The sequence below is a fragment of the Carboxylicivirga sp. genome, from assembly GCF_982718395.1.
In genome coordinates, this window is record NZ_CEXQWX010000014.1 from 1 (window position 1) to 21,930 (window position 21,930).

The window sequence follows — 21,930 nt, forward strand, 5'->3', positions numbered from 1 at the left end:
ACTGCTAAATATGAAAATCTAATAGTGGGTCATGCATTGCACAAAATAGGAAGATATTAACGGGAAAGATCGCATGATGAAGGCACGAAAAGCTTAAAGCCTGATAACCTAGGATAGAAGATTGGTAATAGATTTAGCTTAGAAAGTGTATGTTAAAAGCGATGAATTCAAAACTCATCCCTGCAACTGTAAACTCTCATATTTTAAGATCCATTCCATTCAACTCTTCTTCTGCCATTAGTTCTACCTCCTTAAAAAAGGTATTAAACTCATGGTCAAACTCGGCATAGTATTTATCCATTTGTTCCATGGCCCAACGCGATTTATCAGGTAAAGAGGAATAGTTCGACATAATTTGCAGACTCCTTTCAATACCATCTTTGGTTGCGTAGGTCTCCAACCGTCTGCTTTTTACCATAAACGGTAAAAAGCGCTTAACATTAGCTGGTAACTTAAAATAATTAGTTAATAACACCTTATGTACTTTACTTACATATTTATCTAAGGGAACAGATGAATATAAACTCCAATTAATACCTAGAAAGTGATCATAGAACACATCAATAACAATTCCTGAATACCTGCCATAACGCTCATTTAACCGAGCTGCACTTTGTTTCACCAATGGATGTCTGTCGGTAAAATGATCAATTTTTCGATGTAGCAATATACCCTGACGAATTTGCGGGGCATACTTCTCATAGTCGCGCCCCTTTACATGGTCGCCAATAAAATTACCGATTTGTATAAAGGGATTATCACCTGATAAGTATAGATGAGCCAGAAAATTCATAAGGCAAATATACTAATATACACTAATATCATTATTAGTTCAAGTATAACATCCTGTTTCTTAACATGTTTATAACATTAGTCTTTTAGCTATGCAAAAAGTACTTTTATAAGAGCTCATGTGATTGAGTGTAAACACCAAAAATTTAGTTAGTAACCAAATCAACAAGATTATGCAAAAAGCTATTATTATCGGTGCAGCCGGTAGAGATTTTCACAATTTCAATACCTTTTTCAGAACTAACCAGGATTACAAGGTGGTTGCCTTTACAGCCGCTCAGATACCCGACATTGACGGTCGCAAGTATCCTGCCGAACTGGCTGGTCAGCTCTACCCGGATGGTATTCCAATCTTTGCAGAAGATGACCTGGAAAAACTGATTATCGAAAAAGAAGCGGATGTATGTTTATTCTCCTATAGCGATGTTCCTTATAGCCGGGTTATGAATTTATCTGCACGCGTTAATGCCGCCGGAGCTTCATTCATGCTATTAGGTCCTAATGACACACAAATCAAAAGCAACAAACCGGTTATAGCCGTTTGTGCCACACGCACGGGGTGTGGAAAAAGTCAAACTTCGCGTAAAGTAATTGAGTTATTGATGGAGCAAGGTCTTAAGGTTGTAGCCATTCGTCACCCCATGCCATATGGCGACCTTGTCAAACAAAAAGTACAACGTTTTGCCACGGTTGAAGATCTGGCTTATCACAAATGCACCATTGAAGAGATGGAAGAATATGAACCACACGTGGTGCGAGGTAATGTTATTTACGCGGGAGTTGATTACCAGGCCATTATTGATGCAGCCGAGAATGACCCTGATGGATGTGATGTCATTTTATGGGATGGTGGCAATAACGACTTCTCATTTTACAAGCCTGATTTATTAATTACAGTTGCTGACCCGCACAGGGTTAATCATGAGTTAAGCTACTATCCGGGAGAAGTCAACTTACGCATGGCTGACATCGTGGTGATCAATAAGATGGACAGTGCCGCACCGGAAGATATTAACCAATTACGCAGCAACATTGAAACGGCGAATCCTACTGCAACAGTTGTAGATGGAGCTTCACCAATACGAGTGGATGATATTGCTGCCATTAAAGGCAAACGTGTATTGGTAATAGAAGATGGTCCGACATTAACACACGGTGAAATGAAGATTGGTGCCGGTATTGTGGCTGCCAAAAAGTTTGGAGCAGCTGAGATTGTTGACCCACGTGATTATGCCGTTGGTAAATTGGCCGAGACCTATCGCATTTATCCGAACATTGCCACCCTGTTACCAGCTATGGGCTATGGTGATGAGCAAATTAAAGATTTACAGGCCACAATCGATAACGTACCTTGTGATGCGGTTATCATCGGTACACCGATCGACCTGAACCGCGTGGTGAAGATTAACAAACCAAATACGCGTGTATATTATGACTTACAGGAGATTGGCAGTCCTACTTTGAAAGAGTCTGTCAAAGAATTTGTCAGTACCCACGGCCTACAATTGACTAAAGTTTAATTCAGAATTTTATTGAGTGGTGGGGCCTCCGCCTCACTGCTCTATTTGATAGTTACACATCTAAAACCCAGTTTCAGTAACTTTTCTTTCGCTTCTTCAACATCTCTTTTTATCATCAAGTCAAAAGCCGCAAACTCCCTCCTTACGGGGTAAGCGCCCCTTAAATATTCGAATTTCGATAAATTGTTCCGCAAATCAGTATCATCACGTTTTAATGGATAAGTATGCAGTATTGCTTCTGCAATGATCTCCTCATTACTTAATCCTTCACCGTCGATGGTGATTATTGGCTCTTTAGGCTTCGGAATATCCTTTGCTTCCCAATCATCAATACCAAGGTTAAAAAAACGGCTGATGACTTGCACACTCATTTGTGTCCCTTTTGCTTTGCCATCCTGAGAATAGCCGGCAATATGTGGTGTGGCTATCCATACTAAATCCAACAGTTCTTTATCAATTTGCGGTTCATTTTCCCATACATCCAGCACAGCTGCACCAATCTGTTGCTTACTTAGTGCGCTTTTTAAAGCTACTCCGTCAACCACTTCGCCACGCGATGAGTTAATCACTATCGCATTGGATTTCATCTTCAATAATAAATCAGCATCACATAAGTGATAAGTTTTATCCTCCCCTTCTCTTGTGAGTAGTGTATGAAAGGTTATAACATCTGCCTTATCGACTACCTCATCCAATCGGTAAAAACCTTGTTCTCGCTCAGCCCTGGCTCGTGGAGGGTCGATCTCATAAACAATCATTCCCAATGCTTTGGCCATAGCACTCACCTTACTTCCCACATTACCTACTCCAACAACAGCAATAGATCGTCCCTTCAATTGCCATCCTTTTTCTTTTACCAACAAGGCCAAAACAGCTCCAACATATTGCTTAACAGATTCTGAGTTGCAACCAGGAGCATTTGTCCATTTAATATTGTTTTCTTCACACCATTTGGTATCAATATGATCAAAACCAATTGTAGCTGAAGTGATTAGCTTAATTTTACTACCTCTTAAAGTCGATTCATTGCACTTAGTGCGGGTACGGGTGATTAAAGCATCCGCATCCTTCAATACATCATTATCAATATCTGCCCCGGGTAAATATTGAACCTCGGCAAAATTCTCCAAAGCACCTTTCAGAAAAGGGATTTTATTATCTGCAACAATTTTCAACATATCTCATCAACATTGTAAGCTTCAAAAATAACAAATTACATGTTATATCAATTGTAATTCAAAACAGGGCAATCGCATTTAAGATTCTCTTCCTCCAACACAAGCCGTTGAGGCTTCATCATTTTGATAGGAACTGGCTACTTCGAACATACAAAACGAAATCTAGATCAGAGCAAAAGGCTTTTGAAATAACGATTCACAAACCGTTTTGATAGGAACGAACTCCCTTGACCGTGCAAAACGGAATCGGAATCATAGCAAAGGACTTCTGAAATGACGATTCACAAACCGTTTTGATGGGAACGGACTCCCTTGACCATGCAAAACGGAATCGAAATCAGAGCAAAGGACTTCTGAAACGACGATTCACAAATCGTTTTGGCAGGAACAGACTCCCTTGACCTTGCAAAACGGAATTAAAATCAGAGTAAGCGGCTTCTGAAATGACGATTCACAAATCGTTTTGACAGGAACGGACTCCCTTGACCATGCAAAACGGAATCGAAATCGGAGCAAAGGGCTTCTGAAACGGCAATTCATAAATCATTTTGGTAGGTACAAGCTCCTTTGACCATACAAAACGGAATTGAGATAAGAGCAAAGGACTTCTGAAACGACGATTCACAAATCATTTTGATAGGAACGGACTCCCTTGACCATGCAAAACGAAATCGTAATCAGAGCAAGAGGCTTCTGAAACGACAATTCACAAATCATTTTGATAGGAACGGACAGCTTCGACCGTACAAAACGAAATCAAAATCAGAGCAAGATGCTTCTGAAATAGCGATTCACAAACCATTTTTGCAGGAGAGGGTTCCTTGGACCATACTGACAGAACTGGAGTAGTTCAATTGTATTTAACCCGGAAATGTCATCAGACTATCTATTACAACTTCAAGCAACAATAAATAACTCACATCTGCCATATCCAGCTTAAAGAATAGCAAATCAGCGAAAAACAATAAAAGTCATGTCAAATTAAATTTAGCCACTTTAGAAAAAAGTGTATTTTTGCGCCCAGTTTGAAGACTGTTCTACTGTTGTGTATTTACCAAGTAAATTAACAACAATAGAAACCTGTTTCGGAGCTCGCAATAACCGGGCTTCGGAGCAAGTTCCATACAGGATAGACTGTATGAAATATTAAAAATTTTAAAAACGTAATGGACAAGAACATTTCAAAGTTAGCAGCCGACAACATTCGGATTTTATCAGCCGCAATGGTTGAAAAAGCAAAATCAGGACACCCAGGCGGTGCAATGGGTGGAGCAGATTTTATGCACGTATTGTTATCGGAGTACTTGAACTATGACCCTGCAGACCGTACCTGGTTTAACCGCGACCGTTTTTTCCTTGATCCTGGCCACATGTCACCCATGTTATATTCCGGACTGGCATTAACAGGAACATACAGCCTTGAAGATTTAGCTAACTTCCGCCAGTGGGATAGCCCTACACCAGGTCACCCGGAAGTTGATTTTGAAAGAGGTGTTGAAAACACCTCAGGTCCCCTTGGACAAGGTCATACAATGGCTGTGGGAGCAGCAATTGCTGAACGTTTTTTAGTTGCTCGCTTTGGTGAGTGGATGAGCCACAAAACTTATACTTTTATTTCTGATGGTGGTATTCAGGAGGAAATATCACAGGGAGCAGGACGTCTCGCCGGTCATTTGGGTTTGAGCAACCTTGTCATGTTCTATGATTCAAATGATATTCAGTTATCCACTGTTACAGATGTTGTAACCATTGAGGATACAGCAAAAAAATACGAAGCCTGGGGTTGGGCCACCATAACTATCGATGGTAACGACCAGGATCAGATTCGCAAAGCACTTGATGCTGCCAATGCAGAAACAGAGAAACCTTTCTTAATTATTGGTAAAACCATTATGGGTAAAGGTGCTGTAACCGAAAGTGGCGAATCTTTTGAAAAGAAAGTATCTACACACGGACAGCCATTGAGCGCAGCCGGTGCATCTTTTGCTGAAACAATGAAAAACCTGGGTGCCGATGCAGAAAATCCATTTCAGATTTTCGCTGAAGTAGCTGAATTATATACTGAAGTTAATGCGAGAAAAGCAGCCTATGTAGCTGACAAAAAAAATGAGCAAGCTGAATGGGCGAAAACAAATCCTGAATTAGCAGCTAAATTTGAGAAGTTTATCTCTGGTGAAACAGATGTTGATTATGCTGCCATTGAGCAAAAAGCAGGAGCTGCAACACGCGCCGCATCTGCTACTGTGTTAGGTGTATTAGCCGAGCAGGTTGAAAATATGATTGTAATGTCGGCTGACTTAGCCAACTCTGATAAAACAGATGGTTTCTTAAAGAAAACAACTGAATTTAAAAAGGGTGATTTCTCTGGTGCCTTCTTACAGATTGGTGTGGCTGAGTTAACCATGGGAGCCATTGCCAATGGTATGGCATTACATGGCGGTGTTATTCCTGCTTGTGGTACTTTCTTTGTGTTCTCTGATTACATGAAGCCAGCTACACGTATGGCGGCCTTAATGCAATTACCAGTAAAATATATCTGGACACACGATGCATTCCGTGTAGGAGAAGACGGTCCAACTCACCAGCCAATTGAACAGGAAGCGCAGATTCGCTTGTTGGAAAAATTGAAAAACCACCATGGAGATAACAGCATGTTAGTACTCCGTCCGGCAGATGTTAATGAAGGAACAGTTGCGTGGAAAATGGCAATGGAAAACACAAAGACGCCAACAGCTTTAATTCTTTCACGTCAAAACATTCCTAATCTTCCGGGAAGCTCGTACGAAATGGCATTGCAAGCCGAAAAAGGAGCTTACATAGTAGAGAAAGATGCGGATACACCTGACGTAGTATTGTTAGCGTCTGGATCTGAAGTGTCTACTTTGGCTGATGGTGCGAAATTATTACGCGAGCAGAAAGGCTTAAAAGTTAATGTTGTTTCAGTTATTTCCGAAGGTTTATTCCGCAATCAGGATGCTGCATATCAGACATCTGTTTTGCCAGTGGATGCACCACGTTTTGGAATGACAGCAGGTTTACCGGTGACTTTAGAAGGTTTGGTTGGATCAAATGGTAAAGTTTGGGGCTTAGATCATTTTGGTTATTCAGCTCCCTACACTGTATTGGATGAGAAATTTGGCTTTACAGGTCAGAATGTATTTAATCAGGTGATCGAAATGTTAGGATAGATCTTTCTATAATATATTCTAGAAACTGTTTAAATTTTGTTTTTGTGAGTTAGTTTGGATGAATTAAGTTCTCTGACGAGGCAAAAATGATGCGAATAGCATCGCTACTTAAAGAATTTTTGCAGAAGTATGAGGACTTAAGTCGCCAAAATAAGCCAAAGGATAAAACTTATACAGTTTCTAAAAAAGGGTGATGGTTACGTTTAACCAATCACCCTTTTTTTCAGGTTAACAATCATTCATTCTCATTAAGTTGTAAAAAGCATTGTCGCCTTTAACATTAATCTGTCAAAAGCTTCGTTAACCTGATTTACCAATTTATTAGAAAGCAAGGGAAATGGCATAATGTGAGAATAGGGATATTTTAAATCCCATTCATCCACACGCACCCCTTTTAAAGTTTGTTTTACCTTATCAGCAATAGCAACCGTATCATTTTTGAGTACCACTGTCGATATCCGATCCTTCATTGAAATAAAATGATTAACACTCCGTTTCCTTAAGTTCTTAAGTGATAACATATCAACAAACGACTGCCCAAGTACCGTTTCGTTCAAAACATGTGATACCAACGGGTCTGTTCTTTGCTCCGACTCATAATACATATGTAAGCGATCAAACGCTTTACTATCCATTATATACTTTGAAACGCCCTGCCAATCTGTAAAAGCACTCCCTCCACAAAAAATGAAAAGCTTACTGTTTGCTAATTCTTTATGCCCATTTGCAAGAAAAAGTATTTGCGCTAAAAAAGATCCGATAGAATAAGCAAAGAAATCTATTGAGGCTTTTTTATTAATCAATGGATGATATCCATTATTTATATACGCCACCAAATCCAAAATATCATTGGCTGCCTGATAACCGGACAATAAAAATCGCTCAGGCCGATTGGTCAAGCGCTCGCTTAAAGCCACATTGGCCACGCTAAGATTATTCACATCGGGCAATAACGACTTTCGCTTTTGAACAAACGGACTCATCTGCCTTGGATCACTCCAAACCTTAGGTGAGCGATTCATATGATGTGCGATAGGAAATAGTATGACTGTTTTCTGAGTATTGTGAGCCAGTTGATAACCCCATGGATAATACTTTTCCCAACTTCTTTCATTTAAGCCATGAAGTAGAATGATGCATCCGTCTGATTTCTTCTCTTTATTTGGATGAAAAACAGGATAGCTAAAATCTTTATTTAGTCCGGCATCGTTACTTGAAATATCGAATGGCAATTCAGCATTCTGGTATATATTCTTAAATCGAGAATGAAACTCCTGCGATAGAAAACCAAAAGCACTATCACCGGGAGTGTGTGTGGCAGCTCCCGATGAAAACTGTGCCTTCAGAGTTTGATATAGAAAAAAATAATTCATGGAGTTTCATAAATATGCGATGTATTCTTTCGTTTTCACATCTTCGATACAAACCAACTCAACAAAACAGATGTTTGCAATATTATGTGATTTGTACCCTGCTAATGGGCTTAAAAAGGCTATTATGGGGTGAAATAATATATAATGGGGTGAAAATCTGCATTTCAAATAGTAAGCAAAAACCAAAAAATCCCATCCTCCAATTCTATTTTTAAACTTTAAGTTGCATCTTTATGCAATCATGGATTTGAGCAAAGCATTACCACCTTATCTGCTGAAAAGGAAAAACATTGTCAGGCTGATTCTTTTTACCGCAGCTTTTGCATTGGTGTTTATTAATATCTATGCTCCTTTTAATGTCAATAATTGGTTCCCAATTTCAAAAACGGAACTATTCTTTTATTCAAGTCTTGTTATCCTTACCGGGGTACTGGTTGTGGTAATCAGCAGGGTTATAATGTATCAGCTGGCTAAACGAGGAAATCATATTTCTATCGGACGATACCTGATTTGGATCGCTATTGAAATTATAAGCATGTCGCTCTTTTACACGCTTTATGAACTAATGATCCTTGATGATCCCAGGACTTTTGGTGAAGCATTTAAAATATCTATACAAAATACAGCATTAGTTCTCTTAATCCCATATACAGTATCCTGGCTTTATTTTGCCTGGATTGATAACAAAGAGCAACTGGAAGCTCTGGCCGAAGGTAGTAGTGAGAAAAATGATCCTGCTGGTATGGTCATATTCAGAGATGAGAAAGGAACCATGCGCTTATCGATCAAATTAGAAGATCTGCTTTACCTCCAAGGCGCCGATAATTATGTCACCATCTATTATTCCGATCATCAAAAGCATTCGAAATTCTTACTACGAAACACCTTGAAAAATCTGGAGTCGACACTAAAACCACTTGAGGTAATTAGGTGTCATCGCTCCTATATGGTCAACTTTCAGAAGGTAAAGCTAATTGAGCGAAACAAAGAAGGTTTACGAATTAAGCTAAATACTCAATCTCCAATTGAGGTACCTGTTTCTAAAACCTATACCGAATCAGTATTTGAATTGTTTGGACAACACAATTAAGACACACAACTCTTATATTTATTGCAACATTGTTGCATTATCAATTATCTTCCTGTACTTTTGCACGATATTTGAGTAACCGTTAACTTCAAAGCAATGGTTACATTATTAAACTAAATAAAGGAATTAAATGCGTAAGTTATTCATATTAAACATACTCACTCTCGTTTTATTTGCAAGTTGTAATACAAGTAATACTGAAAACAGTAAGCCTATTGTTTCGGTAAGCATAGCTCCTCAAAAATACTTTATTGAACGTCTGCTTGGTGATTCTATCGAGGTAAACATTATGATTCCCCAGGGTTCTGACCATTCAAGCTATGCACCAACTGCAGCTCAAATTAAGAAACTGGCTAACTCTGCTGCCTATTTTAAAATAGGTCATCTTGGGTTTGAAGCAGGTTGGGTCGAAAAACTAAGTTCAGCGAATCCCAATTTAAAGTGGTTTGATTTATCAAAGGGTATTGATATTATTCAAGGCGAACACCATCATCACGATCATGACCACAATCACATTTGTACAGGTGGCATCGATCCACACACATGGACTTCGCCAAGAGAAGTAAAACTACTAGTGAGAAATTTGAAGACAGACCTTATTGAATTATTCCCACAACACCGAGCCTTTATAAATGCAAATTACGAAAAGTTTAACAGTGAGCTGGACGAGATGGATGAACGGTTGAGTGCATTGGCTGAAAGTAAAAAGGGATTAACTTTTATGATTTTTCACCCAGCCTACACATACCTCGCAAGAGCATATGGATTTGAACAAATGACAATTGAATTTGAGGGTAAAACACCAACTCCTGCACGCCTCAAGTCGACCATTGATGAAGCCAAACAAAAGCAGATAAAAACAATTTTTATCCAAAAAGAATTTGATCAGTCGAATGCTCAAGTAATCGCAGATGAGATTAACGCTCAAACTGTTCAGGTTCATCCCTTGGCAGAGAATTGGAAAACTGAAATGGAACGCTTTATTTCGCACCTTGAAGCAATATAATAATTCATGAAGCCACTAATCCACCTTGAAAACATTAGTGCCGGCTACGATAAGAATATCGTTTTGAACAACGTTAATCTAAAGGTGCTGGAAAATGACTTCATTGGCATAATAGGACCTAATGGTGGTGGGAAAACGACATTATTAAAAGTTATTCTTAACTTATTATTACCCTATTCTGGTTCAATCACAAAAGATCCAACATTAAAGATTGGTTACCTACCGCAGATCAATTCCATCGATAAGCAATTTCCAATAATGGTTAAAGATGTAATCCTATCCGGTAGATTTTCAACTAACCGATGGTGGAAAAAGCCAGGCAAACATCAACTTACTAAGGTTGACGAACTGCTTGAATTTATAGGTTTAGAGCACTCGCGGAATTCGTCAATAGGAGAATTATCAGGAGGACAAATGCAACGCGTGTTTTTATGCAGAGCTTTAATCAGTAATCCTAATTTACTTATTCTGGACGAGCCCAATACCTATGTGGATAAATCATTTGAAGCCAATTTGTATAATTTACTAGGTGAGCTAAATGATCAGATGGCTATATTATTGGTATCACATGATGTAGGCACTATCTCATCAATGGTTAAAACAATTGCCTGCGTTAATGGTGGTTTACATTATCATCCAAGTAATAAAATTACAAATGAAGTTTTACAATCATATAACTGCCCAATAGAACTCGTCAGCCATGGTCATGTTCCGCACAGGGTACTTAAGCATCACGATCATGAATGAGCTATTGGAACTACTGAGTTTCGCATTCTTCAGAAACGCTTTACTTGCTGCATTACTTACATCCATTATTGCTGGTATTGTTGGAAGCTATATTGTTGCCAAACGATCAGTGTTTATAAGCAGTGGTATTACTCACGCCTCTTTTGGAGGTATGGGAATTGCATACTATTACGGATGGCCTCCATTTCTTGGTGCTGCAATATTTGCAGTATTATCATCCATAGGAATTGAATGGAGTAGCACTAAGGCCGGATTACGTGAAGATAGCTCAATAGCTATTTTGTGGTCACTTGGTATGGCGATAGGTATACTTTTTGTTTTTATCACGCCAGGTTATACCCCAAATCTTATGGGTTTTCTTTTTGGTGACATTCTTACAGTTAAAGTGAGCGATCTGATTTGGCTATTTGTTATTGCAGTCGTATGCATTACGCTAATCTGGCTATTTTATCCAGCCATAGTTGCTGTGGCGTTTGACAATGAATTTGCTACAGTCTCGGGGTTACCCGTTAAGCCAATTAAATACTTAAGTGCCATTATCATGGCCATAGCTATTGTATTATCAATAAAAGTAATGGGAATTATCCTGGTACTTTCGCTTTTCACCATACCTGCTGCTACAGCCAATCTGTTTTCTAAAAGTTTAAAAACTGTTATGACAGGCTCTGTTATAGTCAGTTGCATTGGTAGTTTAACAGGATTATTTATTGCCTATTACCTTGATTTACCTTCTGGTGCTACAATAATTTTTACACTAACCGTATTATTCGCCGTAATGAAGGTGTATAAATTGCTTAAGTAGATAATCCTTCTTCTTTTCTTGAAACTAACCAATTATCATAGCTCTTCAGTATAGTTTGTAATTCCCTTACCTTAAGAACATCAGGGTACTCGATTATAAATTGTTCATTAACCCCGCTCTTAATCAGGTAATGTTTTAGATTTGCTTTCCCTCTAAGATCTACCCATAGCAAACCTTTTTCCTCTGAATAGAGATAATACTCATGGTAGGTTATATATTCCAGGTTTCTGCCTCCTCCAACACCTACAACATCATGCTGCAAAGTAACACAATCGTTAAATAAAGAGACAGCTCCTTTATATTCCAGGCATAGGAATCTTTGCCTTGCTCTATCAGATTTAATTAGACTCTTAAATAACAGAAGATTACTAACAAACTTATAATCTGTTCCAAAATATGAAAATCCAAATGCGCGTATATCATCTGGTTCATATATGAATATTTTACCCATGTCATTCTTAAACCTGACAACGCCATAAAAACCTTCCAAATCAATTCCCGCAAACACCACTGCGTTTGTAAAAGGACTGTTTCCAGACACGAATATTTGTCCTTTTACTATTTCATTATTATTAGTTGTTATATAGCCTTTGAACCAACGTTCATGGGCATTTATATTCATTGCCAGGATCAAAAGGAACGCAATTAATAGATATTTCATATTCTACTTCAATGATTACGAATTAAAAATAGGTATTTCCAAGGTAATATGTTTTTTCCCAAAGCAATTGTTGATAAATTCAAAGAAATGACCTATCATTGTGATACCATTTTAATATCATTATGAAACAAGAACAAATAACTAAACCGAAAAATGGATACCTGATGTTAACGGTATTCTTTGCATTGTTTGCAGCAACTGTAATAACAATTGTGACCCAAGAGCTTTATCTGTTGATAATAGCTATCCCTTTTATACTAGGAATTTTACCAGGATTTTTCATCGTTAACCCCAATGGCTCCAAAGTGCTCGTTTTATTTGGTGCCTACAAAGGGACTGTTAAGGACAATGGTTTTTTCTGGGCTAACCCATTTTACACGAAACAGAGAATTTCATTAAGAGCAAGAAATTTCGATAGTGAAAGACTTAAGGTAAATGACCGGATTGGAAATCCAATAATGATTAACGTTATCCTGGTATGGAAAGTTAATAATACCTATAAAGCGGCATTTGAAGTCGACCAATACGAAGAGTTTGTAAGAGTTCAAACTGATGCGGCAGTAAGAAAACTAGCTGGTTCCTATCCCTATGATAATTTTGATGACGCTCAGGCTGAAGTCACATTGCGTTCTGGTATGCACGAAGTGAATGAAGCGTTAGAAGCAGAAATCACCGAACGCCTGGCCATAGCAGGTATTGAAGTAATGGAAGCACGTATTGGTTATTTAGCTTACGCACCGGAAATTGCAGGTTCAATGTTAAAACGTCAGCAAGCTGTTGCCATTGTAGCGGCTCGTAAAAAAATCGTTGAAGGCGCAGTTGGCATGGTTGAAGATGCCTTAACCAGATTATCTGAAGATAACATCATTGAATTTGACGAGGATCAAAAGGCTTCGATGGTTAGTAATTTAATGGTAGTTTTGTGTGGTGATAAAGAAGCAACTCCGGTGATCAATACCGGCACTTTACATACTTAGATATGAGCAAGAAAAAATCATTTGTATTAAGAATTGACCCCGAAACCTTCAAACAGATTGAAAAGTGGGCTGATGATGAATTTAGAAGCGTCAATGGTCAACTCGAATGGATGATTCATAAATGTTTAAAAGATGCCAAGCGGTTAAAGCAAGGAAAGAAAGATTCTAAAACAGATACCGAATAATATTCAAGAGCAATTTCAGAAGAAGTTGCTCTTTTTTCATATCTTAATCGGATGAAACAATTAGTAATCATCACATTAGGATTAATCGCAATTTCATGTCATCACACTAATAGGAATACAATGGCATATCTTGAAGAAATTAAACAGATTGAGGCAGATTTCGCATTGATGGCTGCTAATGAAGGAATCTCGAAAGCTTTTGTCCATTATGCTGCTGAGGATGCTGTATTGTTCAGAAACAATCAACTGATTAAAGGTAAATTAGCCATTACAGAGTACTTTAAACAACGACAAGATGACTATAAAGATATGGAATTAACATGGTCTCCAGACAAAGTAGATGTGGCTGAATCAGGCGACTTAGCTTATACCTATGGTCAATACAAACTTATCAACAAAACTACAGGTCAAGTGTCAGAAGGTGTTTTTCATACAGTTTGGAAGCGCCAAAGTGATGGACAATGGCGCTTTGTGTGGGATTAATTAAATCAGATACTGAAACAAATCCGGTTTTTCGTTTAGATATTCGGCTATAAATCCATTCTCTTCCATCCTTTGCTGAAGACCATCAAAATCCTCAGGTTTTTGAATTTCTATACCAATAACAACAGGCCCCATCGCTCTAGCTGTCTTCTTCTTATACTCAAAATGTGTGATATCATCTCCAGGTCCCAATACTTTATCTACGAAAGTTTTTAAAGCACCAGCTCTTTGTGGGAAACGTACAATAAAGTAATGTTTTAAGCCTTCGTAAAGTAATGAGCGCTCTTTAATCTCCTCGGTTCTGGTGATGTCGTTATTGCTGCCACTAAGGATACAAACCACATTTTTACCTATGATTTGCTCAGCATAAAAATCTAACGCGGCAATACTTAGCGCCCCTGCTGGCTCTACAACAATCGCTTCGTAGTTATAGAGTTCCAGAATCTTAGTACAGATCTTTCCTTCAGGAACTAAGATAATGTCATCTAACACCCGCTGACAAATTGGTAAAGTGACATTCCCAACCCTTTGAACAGCAGCACCATCTACAAACTTATCGATTTCATCAAGCTCTACTACCTCACCTTGTTCCATTGCCTTTTGCATGGCAGGGGCACCAGCAGGTTCAACACCAATTATCTTTGTCTCCGGAGTAATCTGTTTGATGTAAGCTCCAAGACCCGATACAAGACCTCCACCTCCAATAGGCACAAAAATATAGTCAATAGGTTTTTCGACTTGCTCTAAAAGCTCTAAACCAACGGTTGCCTGACCTTCAATAATCTGCGGATCATCAAAAGGGTGAATAAATGTACGACCTGTCCTGGCACATTCTTCCATAGCGGCATTATAGGCATCGTCATAGGTATCTCCTTTTAAGACAACCTCAACAAAGCCTTGACCAAACATCTTCACCTGATTTACTTTTTGTTTAGGAGTTGTAGCTGGCATATAAATAAAACCATTAATTCCCAATTCGCGGCAAGAATAGGCAACACCTTGAGCATGATTACCAGCACTGGCACATACAATACCTGATGCGACTTCCTGCTTGGTTAAACTCTTTATTTTATTGTAGGCACCACGTATTTTATACGAGCGTACGGATTGCAAATCTTCCCTTTTAAGGAAAACATTGGAGCAATATTGTTTAGAAAGGTTGTGATTACGCATGAGAGGAGTTGTTTCCACAACCCCTGAAATCGTTTCTTTGGCTTTTTTAATAGCTTCCAGGCTCGGATAGTAATCTGAAAAAGCCGCTATTCCGTTTTTTGTTGTCATTTGTTGATGGGATAAAAAATGCCGGCGCACATAGCAACCGGCATTAACAATTAATTATTCTTGATGTAATTAGCGAGCCAATTACCAACTTCGGATGTTTTACTAACCTTTCCATCCTTCGCTATATCTTCTGTGACGACACCTGCATCGAGTGATTGATTTACCGCATCACGTACTACTTTAGCCTCATCCAGCAAATCAAGTGATTCTAATAACATAGCTGCTGATAAAACAGTAGCAATCGGATTAGCAATATCTTTACCTGCCGCTTGAGGATAAGAACCGTGTATTGGCTCAAATACCGATGTATGAATACCTACCGAAGCAGAAGGTAACAAACCTAATGAACCTGTGATAACTGATGCTTCATCGCTAATAATATCACCAAACATATTCTCCGTAACCATTACATCGAACTTCTTAGGCCATTGAATTAACTGCATAGCAGCATTATCAACAAACATATAATCCACCTCTATGTCTTTGTAATCAGCGTCCATTGCCTGAGCAGTTTCTCTCCACAAGCGAGATGTAGCTAACACATTGGCTTTGTCAACAACTGTTAATCGCTTATCACGCTTACCGGCATAAGAGAAAGCCAATTTTAGGATACGTTCAATTTCTTCGGTAGTGTAGGTACAAGTGTCAAAGGCCTTTTTTAAATCCTCTGAACGACCTTTTTCTCCAAAATAAATACCACCAGTTAACTCGCGTACTACAACAAAATCAGCACCTTCAACAATATCTAATCGCAACGGACTTTTATCCAATAGTGAAGGGAAAGTTGTTACAGGGCGAATATTAGCATACAAACCTAACTTCTTACGCATAGCTAAAAGACCTTGTTCGGGACGAACCTTAGCCTTAGGATCATTATCATATTTTGGATCTCCAATAGCACCAAACAAAACAGCATCAGATTTCATACAAACCTCATGTGTTTCTTCTGGATAAGGGTTACCAACCTGATCAATAGCTGTGGCACCAACCAAAGCATTTGTGTATTTTACTTCATGGTTAAATTTGTCAGCAACGGCATCAATTACTTTCTGTGCCTGCTCAACAATCTCTGGTCCAATGCCGTCGCCCGGCAATACTGCAATATTAATATTCATAGTACAAAGATGTAATTATCAAGTATCAAGAGGATGTACAAAACATGAAATATTACTATGAAGAAAGTCTTGTGTCTTATGTCTTGCTACTTGTGTCTTATTAATTAATTATTTTCAAATTTCCGTTTTCAATCAAGTTAAGCATTTTAACGGTAGCTTTTATTGCTGCTTCCGTTTGATCCGCATCCAACCCTCGTGTTTTAAACAGTTTCCCTTTATACTCCCAGGAAATCACTGTTTCTACAAGGGCATCCGTTTTTCCACCCGGAGGAATCGTTACAATGTAATCCTCTAATACGGGATGACTCTTCCCCAATTTATCGTAGATTTTCCAAAGTGCATGCATGAATGCATCATACTGACCATCTCCATTGGCCGTTTCCTGATACACCTTACCATCTATTTCAATACTTACATTTGCTAGTGGCATTAAGCCTTTGGTCAACTGCAAACTGTAATTTTTTACTTTTATGTGTTCCTTTATCGATGAACTTTTTAACACATCTGAGATAATATATGGCAAATCTTCTGTCGTAACCGTTTCTTTTTTATCTCCTAGCTCAATCACCCTTTCGGTTACCTTCTTCATCTCATCAGGCGCTAAGTCAATACCTAACTCTTCAAGGTTTTTAAGAATATTGGCCTTACCCGATGTTTTTCCAAGTGCATATTTACGCACTCTACCAAATCGTTCGGGCATTAAACGGTTAAAATACAGGTTGTCTTTACTATCGCCATCGGCATGAATTCCTGCGCACTGCGTAAACACAAACTCTCCGGTAAGCGGCTTATTAGTTGGAATACGAATGGCCGAAAAGCTCTCCACAACCTGGCTTACTCTTGTTATTTTAGATTCTTCAATATTTGTCTTAACACCCAATTGGTCATTGACCAAACCAACTACACTTGCCAATGGTGCATTTCCTGCTCTTTCACCCAAACCATTAATAGTTGTGTGAATGCCTTGAACGCCGGCTTTAATTGCAGCAAACACATTGCCTACAGCTAAATCATAATCGTTATGCGCATGAAAATCAATGTGTAATGATGGATAACGAGTAATGATTGACGAGCAAAATTCTTTAATCTGATCAGGGTTTAAAATACCTAAGGTATCGGGCAACATAAAACGTTTAATGCTTGAATCTTGTAATTGATCCAATATGAAGTATACATAGTCTGGTGAATCAATCATTCCGTTAGACCAATCCTCCAAATAGATATTCACATCAATGTCCATTTCTTCTGCTGCTGCTAAAACATCTTTAATATCTGTTACATGTTCTTCGGGTGTTTTACCAAGCTGTCCTGTTACATGCTTAAGTGAACCTTTGGTCAACAGGTTAATAACACGTCCCCCCGCACTCTGAATCCATTCTAAGGAAGTTCTGCCATCAACAAAACCAAGTACCTCAACTTTATCAAGTAATCCTTTTTTGGAGGCCCACTCACAAATTTTCTGCACTGCGCGGTACTCACCGTCACTGACTCGTGCCGACGCTACCTCTATTCTATCCACCTTTAACTCCTCGAGCAGCATGGTCGCCATGGCCAGCTTCTCCGATTCGTTAAACGACACCCCGGTAGTTTGCTCGCCGTCGCGTAAGGTGGTATCCATTAGCTCTATTGTCATCTGCTCTTTGGTTTTTGTGGTTATTGCTTTGCCATTTTTTCACAAAGGCACGAAGAACCGTAGTTATTTAAAACTACACTCTGTGTCTCTGCGTTTAATTCTTTTTATAAACCTTTCATCATCCAACTCCGTCCGGCGATGGCGCGCCGAACGGTAGTCGAGATGACTTTCTATCTATTATCAGACTCTGCTAAACATTAATCGGCTACTAGTTCTCTTAAAACTTAACAGCCTTTGTTTCATAAGCTTCAATCTCATCGCTCAAGCTCAATAAATAGTCGATATCATCGTAGCCATTCATCAAACAATTTTTCTTGTATGAGTTGATCTCAAAACCTTCTGAATCACCAGTTGCAACATTAGTAATCGTTTGATTTTCCAGATCGATCTTTACTTCCGCTTTGTTATCAGCATCAACAGACTTAAAAAGTCCAGCCAAAAATCCTTCTGACACCTGAACCGGCAATACGCCATTATTCAACGAATTACCTCTAAAAATATCGGCAAAGAAACTGGACACAACTGCTTTAAATCCGTATCCGGCGATAGCCCACGCAGCATGTTCACGACTTGAACCACTACCAAAGTTCTTTCCTGCTACCAAAACTGATCCCGAGTAAGCTGGATTATTCAATACAAAGTCGGCTTTTGGCGAGCCATCTTTTTCATATCTCCAGTCGTAGAAAAGATTATCTCCAAAACCTTCTCTAGTCGTTGCTTTCAGGAATCGAGCCGGTATAATCTGGTCTGTATCCACATTTTCGATTGGCATAGGCACAAACGAAGTCTGAACTGTTGCAAATTTATCTATTGGCATATTTCTTCCTCCTGATTAAAAGTTAAAGATGGTTCTTGGATCAGTAACAACACCTGTTACTGCAGCAGCTGCTGCCGTCAATGGACTTGCTAACATGGTACGAGAACCTGGTCCCTGACGTCCTTCAAAATTACGGTTCGATGTAGCTACAGCATATTTACCTGCGGGTATCTTATCATCGTTCATTGCTAAACAAGCTGAACAACCAGGCTGACGTAATTCAAAACCAGCGGCTTCTAACTGTTCTTTCAAACCTTCTTCAATCGCTTGCTTCTCAACCTGCTTACTTCCAGGAACGATCCATGCTGTTACACCATCAGCTTTTTGCTTCCCTTTTACAGCATCACAGAACGCACGCAAATCTTCAATACGACCGTTGGTACAACTTCCAACAAATACGTAATCAATCGGTTTACCAGCTAATTGATCACCAGCTTCAAAGCCCATGTATTCCATTGACTTTTGGAATGAGTTCTTTGAGCTATCCTCGATTGACTCCAATGTTGGAATGTTTTCACACACCTTTGCGCCCATACCTGGATTCGTTCCATAGGTAATCATCGGCTCAATATCAGCAGCATCAAAAGTCAGTTCTTTATGGAATTCAGCATCTTCATCTGTAACCAATGATTTCCAATAAGCCACAGCTTTATCCCATGCCTCTCCCTGGGGAGCATTTTCACGACCCTTAATGTATTCAAAAGTTGTTTCATCAGGAGCAATCATACCACCTCGAGCACCCATCTCGATACTCATGTTACACACTGTCATACGGGCTTCCATTGACAGACTACGGATAGCTGAACCTGCAAACTCAACAAAGTAACCGGTTCCACCACCTGTTGATATCTTAGAGATGATGTAAAGAATGATATCTTTTGAAGTAACACCCTTACTCAATTCGCCTTCAATGTTGATGCGCATGCTCTTTGGCTTAGGCTGCATAATGCACTGTGTTGCCAAAGCCATTTCCACCTCACTGGTTCCGATACCAAATGCAATACTTCCAAAAGCACCGTGCGTAGAGGTGTGACTATCACCACAAACGATGGTCATTCCTGGCTGTGTAATTCCGAGCTCAGGACCAACCACGTGAACGATACCGTTGTATGGATGATTTAAACCATACATAGTAATGCCGTTTTCCTCGCAATTCTTCTTTAACGTTTCCACCTGATGACGAGACAACTCATCCTGAATTGTTAAATGCTGATTAACTGTTGGAATGTTGTGATCAGGCGTGGCAATCACCTGCGAAGGACGTGCAACTTTTCCACCTCTGGCTTTGATTCCTCCAAAAGCCTGTGGACTTGTTACTTCGTGAATGAAGTGACGATCAATATAAAGAACATTTGGCCCGTCATCAATAGTTTTGACGACGTGGCTGTCCCATATTTTATCAAATAATGTTTTTCCCATTTTTCTCTTATTGTCGATTCGTTTATTTGCTAATTTGTCGAATCGATGATTTATTTATACGACCTTATCCGATTTTTGAGATAGAATCCAGGAATGCTTCAACCGATGCAGTAATGATATCTACATTGGCAGAGAAACCATAGTAAGTATGTCCTTTGTGTTCAATTTGCACGTGCACTTTACCAAGGTCATCGCTACCTCGCGTAATGGCTTGAATCAGGAATTCTTCCAAATGAACCTTACGCTTCACCAAATTCTTAACAGCTGAGAAAGCCGCATCAATCGGACCATTACCTGAGGCTGTTTCGGTGAATACATCTCCATTGAAACTAACAGCCACTGTAGCAGTTGGAATAGTTGAACTACCAGAAATAACCTGTAGTGATTCCAACTTAATTGAACGATCTTGCTTTTCTTTTTCAGACCCAGCTAATGCTTCCAAGTCCTCGTCAGCAACATCTTTTTTCTTATCCGCTAAATCAAGGAACTGATTATAAATATCATCCAACTCAGCTCCTTCGAAATCATAACCTAATACGTGTAAACGGTGTTTCAATGCAGCCCGTCCGCTACGTGCAGTTAATACGATGCTTGATTCTTTTACACCTACATCTGCCGGATCGATAATTTCATAATTTTCACGATTCTTCAACACGCCATCCTGGTGAATACCTGATGAATGTGCAAATGCATTACGACCAACAATCGCTTTGTTAGCCTGAACTGGCATACGCATCAAGGTAGAAACCAAGCGACTGGTTTTCATGATCTGTTTGGTATCAATGCCTGTTTGATAATCCAAATCGTGATGTGATTTCATGGCCATTACCACTTCTTCCAAAGAGGTATTACCGGCTCTTTCACCTAAACCATTGATGGTTACCTCAACCTGGCGCGCTCCATTTGTCACACCAGCCAAAGTATTGGCAGTAGCCATACCCAGGTCATTGTGACAATGTGTTGATAAAATGGCTTTATCCACGTTAGGTACATTATTTACCAGATAGGCAATTTTCTCACCGTACTCCTTTGGCAAACAGTAACCTGTTGTATCAGGTATATTAATAACAGTAGCTCCGGCAGCAATAACTGCTTCAACAACACGAGCCAGATACTCATTGTCTGATCGACCGGCATCTTCGGCATAGAATTCCACATCTTCGACAAATCGCTTTGCATATTTTACGGCCTCAACAGCACGAGCAACGATTTCATCTTCGTTGGAATTTAGTTTGTATTTAATGTGATAAGGTGATGTACCGATTCCGGTGTGAATACGCCCACGTTTTGCATATTTCAATGCATCAGCTGCCACTTCAATATCTTTTTTAACGGCACGTGTTAATGCACAAATGGTTGGATTTTGAACCGCTTTAGAAATTTCAACCACGGAATTAAAATCTCCGGGGCTCGAAATGGGGAATCCAGCTTCGATCACATCCACGCCGAGCTTTTCGAGCTGACGGGCTACTTCTATCTTTTCAATAGTGTTTAACTGGCATCCCGGCACTTGCTCGCCGTCTCTTAATGTTGTATCGAATATATGAACTTTATTATCCATGATTAATGTTTTTTGGGTTTTCCGAATTCCTTTCCCCTTCGGATTTTGAGTTTTACTATTGACTTATGTCTATAGTTATTTATTCATCGGATGACTCCTAAT

General features: G+C 39.2%; 19 protein-coding genes. 9 read left to right on the forward strand and 10 right to left on the reverse strand.

What is annotated here, in order from left to right:
• Nucleotides 1-196 precede the first annotated feature (196 nt).
• Complete coding sequence (locus AC4MRQ_RS04660) at nucleotides 197-793, reverse strand: acyl carrier protein phosphodiesterase (protein WP_491196487.1); 597 nt, start codon at nucleotides 791-793, stop codon at nucleotides 197-199.
• 172 nt (nucleotides 794-965) lie between these two features.
• Between AC4MRQ_RS04660 and AC4MRQ_RS04665 the strand changes: the two genes are divergently transcribed.
• Entirely contained in the window at nucleotides 966-2,312 is a 1,347-nt protein-coding gene (locus tag AC4MRQ_RS04665) for a cyclic 2,3-diphosphoglycerate synthase (RefSeq protein ID WP_491196488.1), read from the forward strand.
• Nucleotides 2,313-2,353: 41 nt separating this feature from the next.
• On the opposite strand, the gene AC4MRQ_RS04670 is transcribed toward AC4MRQ_RS04665, so the two are convergent.
• On the reverse strand, nucleotides 2,354-3,490 hold the full coding sequence (locus AC4MRQ_RS04670) for a 4-phosphoerythronate dehydrogenase (RefSeq protein WP_491196489.1): 1,137 nt from the start codon (nucleotides 3,488-3,490) through the stop codon (nucleotides 2,354-2,356).
• Between the two features lie 1,166 nt (nucleotides 3,491-4,656).
• On the opposite strand from AC4MRQ_RS04670, the gene AC4MRQ_RS04675 reads away from it, so the two are divergent.
• Nucleotides 4,657-6,678, forward strand: a complete 2,022-nt coding sequence (locus tag AC4MRQ_RS04675) for a transketolase family protein (protein WP_491196490.1) — start codon at nucleotides 4,657-4,659, stop codon at nucleotides 6,676-6,678.
• A gap of 248 nt (nucleotides 6,679-6,926) precedes the next feature.
• Here AC4MRQ_RS04675 and AC4MRQ_RS04680 read toward each other — a convergent pair whose 3' ends face one another.
• Nucleotides 6,927-8,051 carry a DUF6051 family protein gene (locus AC4MRQ_RS04680; RefSeq protein ID WP_491196491.1) on the reverse strand — a complete coding sequence of 375 codons (1,125 nt, stop codon included), beginning with the start codon at nucleotides 8,049-8,051 and terminating at the stop codon, nucleotides 6,927-6,929.
• A 241-nt stretch (nucleotides 8,052-8,292) separates the two neighbouring features.
• On the opposite strand from AC4MRQ_RS04680, the gene AC4MRQ_RS04685 reads away from it, so the two are divergent.
• From AC4MRQ_RS04685 to AC4MRQ_RS04700, 4 genes are all read left to right on the forward strand, one after another.
• Entirely contained in the window at nucleotides 8,293-9,141 is an 849-nt protein-coding gene (locus AC4MRQ_RS04685; RefSeq protein ID WP_491196492.1) for a LytR/AlgR family response regulator transcription factor, read from the forward strand.
• Between the two features lie 130 nt (nucleotides 9,142-9,271).
• Nucleotides 9,272-10,147 (forward strand): metal ABC transporter solute-binding protein, Zn/Mn family, encoded by an 876-nt coding sequence (locus AC4MRQ_RS04690; RefSeq protein WP_491196493.1) that lies wholly within the window; start codon nucleotides 9,272-9,274, stop codon nucleotides 10,145-10,147.
• Between the two features lie 6 nt (nucleotides 10,148-10,153).
• On the forward strand, nucleotides 10,154-10,894 hold the full coding sequence (locus tag AC4MRQ_RS04695; protein WP_491196494.1) for a metal ABC transporter ATP-binding protein: 741 nt from the start codon (nucleotides 10,154-10,156) through the stop codon (nucleotides 10,892-10,894).
• Nucleotides 10,887-11,696, forward strand: coding sequence for a metal ABC transporter permease (locus AC4MRQ_RS04700; protein WP_491196495.1), 810 nt, complete (start codon nucleotides 10,887-10,889; stop codon nucleotides 11,694-11,696). Before AC4MRQ_RS04695 ends, AC4MRQ_RS04700 begins: the two co-directional genes overlap by 8 nt.
• Here AC4MRQ_RS04700 and AC4MRQ_RS04705 read toward each other — a convergent pair.
• On the reverse strand, nucleotides 11,689-12,357 hold the full coding sequence (locus AC4MRQ_RS04705) for a hypothetical protein (protein WP_491196496.1): 669 nt from the start codon (nucleotides 12,355-12,357) through the stop codon (nucleotides 11,689-11,691). The genes AC4MRQ_RS04700 and AC4MRQ_RS04705 overlap by 8 nt on opposite strands.
• A 122-nt stretch (nucleotides 12,358-12,479) precedes the next feature.
• Between AC4MRQ_RS04705 and AC4MRQ_RS04710 the strand changes: the two genes are divergently transcribed.
• Genes AC4MRQ_RS04710 through AC4MRQ_RS04720 form a run of 3 tightly spaced genes read left to right on the forward strand, consistent with a single transcriptional unit; the run spans nucleotide 12,480 to nucleotide 14,002 of the window.
• Complete coding sequence (locus AC4MRQ_RS04710) at nucleotides 12,480-13,334, forward strand: SPFH domain-containing protein (protein WP_491196497.1); 855 nt, start codon at nucleotides 12,480-12,482, stop codon at nucleotides 13,332-13,334.
• Between the two features lie 2 nt (nucleotides 13,335-13,336).
• Entirely contained in the window at nucleotides 13,337-13,519 is a 183-nt protein-coding gene (locus tag AC4MRQ_RS04715) for a type II toxin-antitoxin system antitoxin (RefSeq protein WP_491196498.1), read from the forward strand.
• Nucleotides 13,520-13,570: 51 nt separating this feature from the next.
• Nucleotides 13,571-14,002: a YybH family protein gene (locus AC4MRQ_RS04720; RefSeq protein ID WP_491196499.1), complete on the forward strand. Its 432-nt coding sequence runs from the start codon at nucleotides 13,571-13,573 to the stop codon at nucleotides 14,000-14,002.
• On the opposite strand, the gene ilvA is transcribed toward AC4MRQ_RS04720, so the two are convergent.
• The 6 genes from ilvA to AC4MRQ_RS04750 all read right to left on the reverse strand — a co-directional run bounded on the left by ilvA (nucleotide 14,003) and on the right by AC4MRQ_RS04750 (nucleotide 21,828).
• Complete coding sequence (ilvA, locus tag AC4MRQ_RS04725; protein WP_491196500.1) at nucleotides 14,003-15,283, reverse strand: threonine ammonia-lyase; 1,281 nt, start codon at nucleotides 15,281-15,283, stop codon at nucleotides 14,003-14,005.
• Between the two features lie 50 nt (nucleotides 15,284-15,333).
• The gene (leuB, locus tag AC4MRQ_RS04730) at nucleotides 15,334-16,398 is read right to left on the reverse strand and encodes a 3-isopropylmalate dehydrogenase (RefSeq protein WP_491196501.1); all 1,065 of its coding nucleotides are present in this window, start codon (nucleotides 16,396-16,398) and stop codon (nucleotides 15,334-15,336) included.
• A 100-nt stretch (nucleotides 16,399-16,498) separates the two neighbouring features.
• Nucleotides 16,499-18,031 (reverse strand): hydroxymethylglutaryl-CoA lyase-like TIM-barrel protein, encoded by a 1,533-nt coding sequence (locus AC4MRQ_RS04735; protein WP_491196502.1) that lies wholly within the window; start codon nucleotides 18,029-18,031, stop codon nucleotides 16,499-16,501.
• 217 nt (nucleotides 18,032-18,248) lie between these two features.
• Nucleotides 18,249-18,848 (reverse strand): 3-isopropylmalate dehydratase small subunit, encoded by a 600-nt coding sequence (leuD, locus tag AC4MRQ_RS04740; RefSeq protein WP_491196503.1) that lies wholly within the window; start codon nucleotides 18,846-18,848, stop codon nucleotides 18,249-18,251.
• Nucleotides 18,849-18,863: 15 nt separating this feature from the next.
• The gene (leuC, locus tag AC4MRQ_RS04745) at nucleotides 18,864-20,267 is read right to left on the reverse strand and encodes a 3-isopropylmalate dehydratase large subunit (protein WP_491196504.1); all 1,404 of its coding nucleotides are present in this window, start codon (nucleotides 20,265-20,267) and stop codon (nucleotides 18,864-18,866) included.
• Nucleotides 20,268-20,331: 64 nt separating this feature from the next.
• Nucleotides 20,332-21,828, reverse strand: coding sequence for a 2-isopropylmalate synthase (locus AC4MRQ_RS04750; protein WP_491196505.1), 1,497 nt, complete (start codon nucleotides 21,826-21,828; stop codon nucleotides 20,332-20,334).
• Nucleotides 21,829-21,930 lie beyond the last annotated feature (102 nt).

Coding starts and splice junctions, on each gene's coding strand:
- AC4MRQ_RS04670 (WP_491196489.1), bottom strand. CDS start 3,490: ATGTTGAAAATTGTTGCAGATAATAAAATCCCTTTTCTGAAAGGTGCT.
- AC4MRQ_RS04690 (WP_491196493.1), top strand. CDS start 9,272: ATGCGTAAGTTATTCATATTAAACATACTCACTCTCGTTTTATTTGCA.
- AC4MRQ_RS04710 (WP_491196497.1), top strand. CDS start 12,480: ATGAAACAAGAACAAATAACTAAACCGAAAAATGGATACCTGATGTTA.
- AC4MRQ_RS04720 (WP_491196499.1), top strand. CDS start 13,571: ATGAAACAATTAGTAATCATCACATTAGGATTAATCGCAATTTCATGT.
- AC4MRQ_RS04675 (WP_491196490.1), top strand. CDS start 4,657: ATGGACAAGAACATTTCAAAGTTAGCAGCCGACAACATTCGGATTTTA.
- AC4MRQ_RS04665 (WP_491196488.1), top strand. CDS start 966: ATGCAAAAAGCTATTATTATCGGTGCAGCCGGTAGAGATTTTCACAAT.
- AC4MRQ_RS04695 (WP_491196494.1), top strand. CDS start 10,154: ATGAAGCCACTAATCCACCTTGAAAACATTAGTGCCGGCTACGATAAG.
- AC4MRQ_RS04715 (WP_491196498.1), top strand. CDS start 13,337: ATGAGCAAGAAAAAATCATTTGTATTAAGAATTGACCCCGAAACCTTC.
- AC4MRQ_RS04750 (WP_491196505.1), bottom strand. CDS start 21,828: ATGGATAATAAAGTTCATATATTCGATACAACATTAAGAGACGGCGAG.
- AC4MRQ_RS04660 (WP_491196487.1), bottom strand. CDS start 793: ATGAATTTTCTGGCTCATCTATACTTATCAGGTGATAATCCCTTTATA.
- AC4MRQ_RS04685 (WP_491196492.1), top strand. CDS start 8,293: ATGGATTTGAGCAAAGCATTACCACCTTATCTGCTGAAAAGGAAAAAC.
- AC4MRQ_RS04680 (WP_491196491.1), bottom strand. CDS start 8,051: ATGAATTATTTTTTTCTATATCAAACTCTGAAGGCACAGTTTTCATCG.
- leuD (WP_491196503.1), bottom strand. CDS start 18,848: ATGCCAATAGATAAATTTGCAACAGTTCAGACTTCGTTTGTGCCTATG.
- leuC (WP_491196504.1), bottom strand. CDS start 20,267: ATGGGAAAAACATTATTTGATAAAATATGGGACAGCCACGTCGTCAAA.
- AC4MRQ_RS04705 (WP_491196496.1), bottom strand. CDS start 12,357: ATGAAATATCTATTAATTGCGTTCCTTTTGATCCTGGCAATGAATATA.
- leuB (WP_491196501.1), bottom strand. CDS start 16,398: ATGAATATTAATATTGCAGTATTGCCGGGCGACGGCATTGGACCAGAG.
- AC4MRQ_RS04700 (WP_491196495.1), top strand. CDS start 10,887: ATGAATGAGCTATTGGAACTACTGAGTTTCGCATTCTTCAGAAACGCT.
- AC4MRQ_RS04735 (WP_491196502.1), bottom strand. CDS start 18,031: ATGACAATAGAGCTAATGGATACCACCTTACGCGACGGCGAGCAAACT.
- ilvA (WP_491196500.1), bottom strand. CDS start 15,283: ATGACAACAAAAAACGGAATAGCGGCTTTTTCAGATTACTATCCGAGC.